At 51.4% G+C, this 6,147-nt stretch carries 3 protein-coding genes and 3 pseudogenes; 5 read left to right on the forward strand and 1 reads right to left on the reverse strand.

Going from position 1 to position 6,147, the window contains the following annotated elements:
* From LOM8899_RS22690 to LOM8899_RS22710, 5 genes and pseudogenes are all read left to right on the forward strand, one after another.
* Nucleotides 1-214 (forward strand): annotated as a pseudogene (locus LOM8899_RS22690) (transposase); the annotation flags it as partial.
* 177 nt (nt 215-391) lie between these two features.
* Entirely contained in the window at nt 392-1,117 is a 726-nt protein-coding gene (locus LOM8899_RS22695) for a calcium-binding protein (protein WP_133065103.1), read from the forward strand.
* A gap of 155 nt (nt 1,118-1,272) precedes the next feature.
* Nucleotides 1,273-1,923: a hypothetical protein gene (locus tag LOM8899_RS22700; protein WP_133065104.1), complete on the forward strand. Its 651-nt coding sequence runs from the start codon at nt 1,273-1,275 to the stop codon at nt 1,921-1,923.
* A gap of 225 nt (nt 1,924-2,148) precedes the next feature.
* The gene (locus LOM8899_RS22705) at nt 2,149-4,479 is read left to right on the forward strand and encodes a calcium-binding protein (RefSeq protein WP_093994503.1); all 2,331 of its coding nucleotides are present in this window, start codon (nt 2,149-2,151) and stop codon (nt 4,477-4,479) included.
* 296 nt (nt 4,480-4,775) lie between these two features.
* Nucleotides 4,776-5,905 (forward strand): annotated as a pseudogene (locus LOM8899_RS22710) (IS3 family transposase).
* 69 nt (nt 5,906-5,974) lie between these two features.
* Here LOM8899_RS22710 and LOM8899_RS22715 read toward each other — a convergent pair.
* Nucleotides 5,975-6,147: pseudogene (locus LOM8899_RS22715) on the reverse strand (IS5/IS1182 family transposase); the annotation flags it as partial.

Genomic DNA, 6,147 nt, shown 5'->3' on the forward strand with positions numbered 1-6,147 from the left:
AAAGACAAGGGGATACGCCCCTGCATCCCCGGTTGGAAGTCACGCCGCAAAGCTGTTCGCTACGACAAAACGGCGCTATCGCCACCGCAACCGCATCGAGATCATGTTCGGTCGCCTAAAAGACTGGCGCAGAGTCGCAACCTGCTATGACAGATGCGCCAAGACCTTCCTGTCCGCCGTCGCACTCGCGGAAACCGTCATGTTCTGGCTTTGAAGATCAATGAGCCTGAGCCCTAAAGCACTTTATGACAAACCACTGGAAATCAAATCTCATCTGTGTGCGACTAGCGCGTTTGTCGTAGCTCGGCTCATTTGATGAACTCGAATTGTAATGGTCAGTTAACTACGAACTTGGAAACACCAACAAAACCAAAAGGAATTGCGGTACAACATGTATCAGTATTTCACCAAGACGGCAATTGCAGGTAACTCCATGATCAGCACCTTTATGCTCCTTGGCTTGACGTTTCTGGGGCTGGTCCTGGCTCCCAACGTACAGGGAGAGTCGGCTGGAAACAGCGACGACGATGTCGAAGATGTAAACGCTACAGAGACCGATGAACCCAATTTTCTGGACGCACTCTTCGAGGCCGCAGAAGGAACATGGCTTGATGAACAAGAAATCGTTGTCGACAACACGACTGTCGCAAACAGAAACCTAATTAAGGGTTCGTCAGATGATGACGCGCTGCTTGGCACGGATATAGACGACGTAATTGTTGGCGGGGAAGGTGAAGATTTACTTCAAGGTGGAGACGGCAGCGACCTGCTCGATGGTCTCTCCGGCGAAACCGAGAATGAGACCGACTATCTGAGAGGCGGAAATGGCAACGATACGTTGATCGGCAATGGAATGGACAGGATGAACGGCGGTGCTGGCAGCGACGTCTTCGTCACAACTATCGGCGATTCCCATGTAGGGCCCGTGTGCATCGACGATTATGACGACGAGACGGACTATATTGTCATCCGGCATTCATCTACGGAGCCTCCCCCGACTATCACCACCCAAACGACCGATTCTGCAACAATCGTGTTGGCCAATAGCCAGCCCATTGCCGTTCTGGAAGGCGTGGTGCTGTTTGATATGAAACTAGTGGTTTTTGCCGAGCATTAGCCTGAAGGTGGGTTGGGAAAACCGTAATTATTGCTTCCGAGCGAGCCATAGACGAGTGGACAAATATTCAAAAAATTTTCTCTACCGCGCTGCGCGAGGGTAAGTGTTCAGACTTCTTGTTTACAACAATGTTCTGGATTGAGACGGGCAAACGCATGGTATTCAGCAAACCTCTGGCGATAGCTGCAATGACTGGCCTAACGGCATGTTCGGGCGGAAGTGAAATTGCGCCAATCAACGTAGAGTTAGAGGAAACTCCAATTTCCGATGAGCTCGATCGCGTGTTCGAGCCACAGACCGGCGCCAGCATAACGTTCGCAGACTATAACACTCTTGGTGACCGACTTGTGGATAGCGTTGCGCCAGACGGTATCATGTCCTCGCAAGGGTTGAGCACGTCCGGCTCTGCCAGCTACCGGGGTGTGCTGAGCGTCATAACCAGCATCGACAGTGAAACGACACAGATTATCGGACAAGCCAGCCTCGGAGTGAACTTTTCAACAGACAGCATCAGTGGGTCAGTCGATAATTTCCTGAGCGACACAGACCAGCAATATCAGGGCCAGTTGTCGTTGGAGCAGGGCAACATCGATCGAACAGCCAATGTGGATCGAGAATTCGCGTTTTCCTCCGACATTTCCGGCTCGTTGCAAGCGTCAGATGAGGCGCCAATGACGGTCACAGGCCAGCTCTTCGGCGATTTCTATGACGATGGCGAGAAAATCCTTGGCATTGTGATCGCAACTACAACCGTAAACGGCCAAACGACTGACGCAAACTCAGGGGCTTTTATTCTTTCACAATGATTTTCCAAATCTCTTAGTTCGCCAAAGAGGTTACATATCCCCGATATTTGCAGCGCTTCCTGTAGTGAAGCTCAACTTATAATCCCAAGGGATCAGGACAGCAATTGCCTCACATATTCTGGAATTAAAATAGATTAAGGGCTTTAGCCTCCTCGGTGTCCATTTTCCTCCACACCAGTAGCCCGTTGCATTCTCATGCTCAACCCAAAGCAAGCGGGTGAGTAGATGCCTAATCTAACAATTGATGTAACACCAATGAACGACGGCGATGCATATGGCATAATGACCGAAGAGATGTTTGGTGGCATACTGATCAATCAAAGTGACTTTGCCGACTTCTCCCAGGATTATGATGATCTGGGGCTCTCGTTTGTGCGGTATCCCGGCGGGACGTTCGCAGAGGACGGGATTGTCATCAATGGCGAGGTTGGGTTTTCGTCTGGCACGATCATATTTGATGACATGACAGGTGACAGATCACATCTGGCCTATGACTTGACTTTTCCCGAGTTGTTCAATCCAGAATTGCTTACCAATGATGAGCTTGACGGTGGCACAAACGACTATGCGTCACTAAGCGAAGCAATGGCGTATTGCGTGACAGATGGCACATCGCTTGCGATAATCCTGCCCACAACGCGTTATTTTTCGGGCGTTGACCTGACCAGTGAGACAGAAATGGTCGAGATGGTCGCTTTGGCCGAGCAAGACCTGCGGGTGTTTCTGGAAAGATTGGTAACTGGCGAGTACAATAATGGCGAGTATCCTGTGCCCTTGATCCTTGAGATTGGCAATGAGACATACGGTTCGCCGATTGAGTATGCTATTTTGGCTCAGGTCTATATCGAGACAATCGAAGAAGTGCTTGGCAACACCGATATCGAATATGAAATCGCGTTTCAGATGAACGTGGGCAGCGTTCAGTTTCAATCATTATATGATCAAAGCTACTTCGACCAATACTTCGACGATGACGGAAATGCGTTGATACCGCAGCTCACTGGTTTCGATTTCGATCCAGACGCTGCATATTCCTATGGCGAACGCATACTTTTGATAGAAGAGATGATGGCCCATATTCTCGGAGACAGCATCACAGATATCGACTTGCTGCGGCATCACTTTCTGGGCGTTGATGCCGACGTGCTAGATGATGAAAATTCCACACTATATCAAAGAGATGACATCTTGCAGTATTGGCGGGATGAAATAGATGAAAATGGAGGCAATTCATCAGATGTCGACTACTACGTATCTGCATGGACGACCGATAGCAGCAATTCAGGAAATGCTCCCGCTGGTTTAGCTGCGGCCAGCAACACTTTACTTTTATACACTCATTTTTTGGAAATGGGTGTCGATCTTGCTGCAGCGTGGGGGGTCAATGGATCGGAGCGCTTTTGGCCGGAGAACTCGCCCACCACGGTTCTGACGTTTAGCGATCAAGAGGGCGTGACACCTGGCGCCGCGATCATCGCGATGCTAACTGACGATGTCATTGGCCTGACCCATATTGAAAGCGACGTCGATCAGGTTTTGGACAAGGACGATCCGGCCGATTATCTGGAGTTTATCTATACGTCGGAGACAGTGACTGTAATATTCTATTCAGTTGGTGAACTTGATGGGTTAACGCTAAACCTTGAGGTGGACCTGTCGGAGTTTGGGTATTTCACTTTTGCCACAGTCGAAAACCTGGGGACTGAAGATGGCACCTCTTATGGTTTGGCAGTGGTGGAAGAAACCTATCAAATACTTGAGGACAGCACTGTTTCGATCACTTTTGACCAATCTTGGGAAGTGGTCAAGATCGTGGCGCAGAATGACGGTATTGAGGGTTCCGAGGCGTCAGATGTGATAGAGGGATCCGCCGACCGCGACTTCATTTCTGGCAATGCCGGCGACGATCATCTGAGCGGCTGGGGCGGAGAAGACACCATCCTTGGGGATGCGGGAAACGACATAATCTATGGAAACGCTGGGTCGGATAATCTGTACGGAGGCCAGGGCAGCGATCGGATTTATGGCGCCGACGGCGGTGACGTGATCTCTGGCGGTGCGGGCTCGGACACGCTCAGCGGCCAGAACGGCGACGATATTCTGTCTGGCGGGAGCGGATCTGACACGATCTACGGCGGCGCAGGAAATGACATCATTTACGCAGGCGAGAAGGACATTGGCAGCAGCTTTCAGGATATTTCGGAGGCCGAGAAAGCGCCGAGCGATATCGGAGACTGGTGGGAAGAGCTGTACGAGTTAGTCGACGCCAATTTGGTTTCGGGTGGCCAGGGCGACGACCTTCTTGTGGGAAGTAGGGGCGTAGATACGTTCGTTTTTGACGCCGGCAATGATGTGATCCAGTCCCATCAGGAGGGACTGGATACCCTGATGATTGATGCGGTAGCATTGGGCTTAGTTCCGGGTAGTTTCGATCAGCTTGCCGGCCTTGTAGAGGAAACGGTGGACGGACTCTTTCTTGATTTTGGATCGGGCAATAGCCTATTATTGTCGGGTGTCGGGTCTTGGAGTGACATCTCAAGCGACGTCATTTTCTGAGGTTTCACCCGATCCGACGACGGCTGTGACCTGCGCCCCAAGGCCCTTCTTTCAAAACTGGCAGGCTTGATCGGGTGATCCGGTTTGATGGTTCAAGCATCGTGGACATCTGGTTCAATGGAGCCGTGCCCTTCAGTTCGGGTGAACGCTAGCCCATCTTGCCGTGCGGCCTGACCTTGTTACAGTGAATAGGCCGCTGCGCGATTAGGATTTGGGTCACCTGAAAGCTATAGAACCGCTTGATCTTCGCCCCCTGAAGTGGACTTTCGCTATGTTTGGGAGAACGAAGGAAACACTTGGCAAACAAGCGACCGGACCCAGAAGAGATTGTCACGAAGTTATTGCAGCTTGAGGTTTTGACCGGGCAAGGGATGCCGCGTCTGAATGCGATCCGACAGATCAGCGCAACTGAACAAACGTGTTGTCGCTGGAAGAAAAAGTACGGCGGAATAGGCACAGATCAATTGAAGGAACTAAAGCGGCTGCAGCAAGAAAACGAACGATTGAGCAGGGCTATGTCCGATATGACCTTGGACAAGTTAATTTTGGCCGAGGCCGCAAAGGGAAACTTCTAAGCCCTGCTCGTCGCCGTGCCCGAATTAATCGTGCTCGCAGTTAACTGAATATCTCAGATCGTCGCGCTTGCCGTGCTTTGAGACAACACCTACCCGTAAAGCGCAAGGTGGCGGTTGGTCGTACAGATGAAGAGCGGCAGATTGCTGACATGATTGAGCTGACCCGGCAATATGGTCGACACAGTCATCGTCGAATCGCGGCGCTCCTGAGAGATGCGTGCTAGCATGTCGTCGACAAGTTGGTCGAAAGACTGCGGGGGGGGAGGGGGGGGGGGCCGGAAGTGGCTATGAATTAACCAAAGTAGGGGCCGCGTTGGCGGAACGATTGATCTCTTCATCAGGCTTCGGACCGAGTATCGCAACTGTGTTTGGACATATGACTTCTTGCAATGCCGGACCGATGACGGCAAGGCGTTCCGGACATTGAACATCATTGACGAGCACAGTCGAGAATGCCTGGCCATTAGTGTTTATCGCAAGCTCAAATCAGGCAATGTCACGACGCCTTGAGTGATCTGCTCATGTTGCGCGGCACCCCGTCGTTCATTGGGTCTGACAATTACCCGGAGTTCATCGCGCGAGCTCTACAAGATTGGATAAAGGCAGTTGGCGCAAAGACTGCTTACATCGAATCGGGCAGCACTTGGGAAAACGGTTATTGCGAAAGCTTCAATGCCCGGCTCAGAGACGAGTTCCTGAACGCTGAAATCCTCAGCAGCCTGCGCGAAGCACAAATCATGATCAAGGAATGGAGGAAACACTACAACACAATACGACCACACAGGGCTGTGCGCCACCTTCCGCCAACGCTTGAGGCCGTGGTCCAGATAAACAAAAGACCAATCGTGTAATAGAGTGAGGACACATAGTCAGTATATGACCGTTGCTGCGAGGGCGATGGCGAAGAAGAAGACCTTTGGTCACCTGTTGTATCGGGTCGCCATGCGCCGCCAGCCCTTCGGGCTTCCGCACATGATCTCGATTCGGTTGCGGCGTTCGAACCAACGCTTGTCATATCTGACGGTTGTCTTGCGCCGTTTTCGATGGGAATACAGGTGCCTATCCCTTTGCCTTTCAACGCCTCTCTGAACCA

Origin of the sequence: Flavimaricola marinus (assembly GCF_900184895.1) — a bacterium.
GTDB classification, from domain to species: Bacteria; Pseudomonadota; Alphaproteobacteria; order Rhodobacterales; family Rhodobacteraceae; genus Flavimaricola; species Flavimaricola marinus.

Coding starts and splice junctions, on each gene's coding strand:
- LOM8899_RS22705 (WP_093994503.1), top strand. CDS start 2,149: ATGCCTAATCTAACAATTGATGTAACACCAATGAACGACGGCGATGCA.
- LOM8899_RS22695 (WP_133065103.1), top strand. CDS start 392: ATGTATCAGTATTTCACCAAGACGGCAATTGCAGGTAACTCCATGATC.
- LOM8899_RS22700 (WP_133065104.1), top strand. CDS start 1,273: ATGGTATTCAGCAAACCTCTGGCGATAGCTGCAATGACTGGCCTAACG.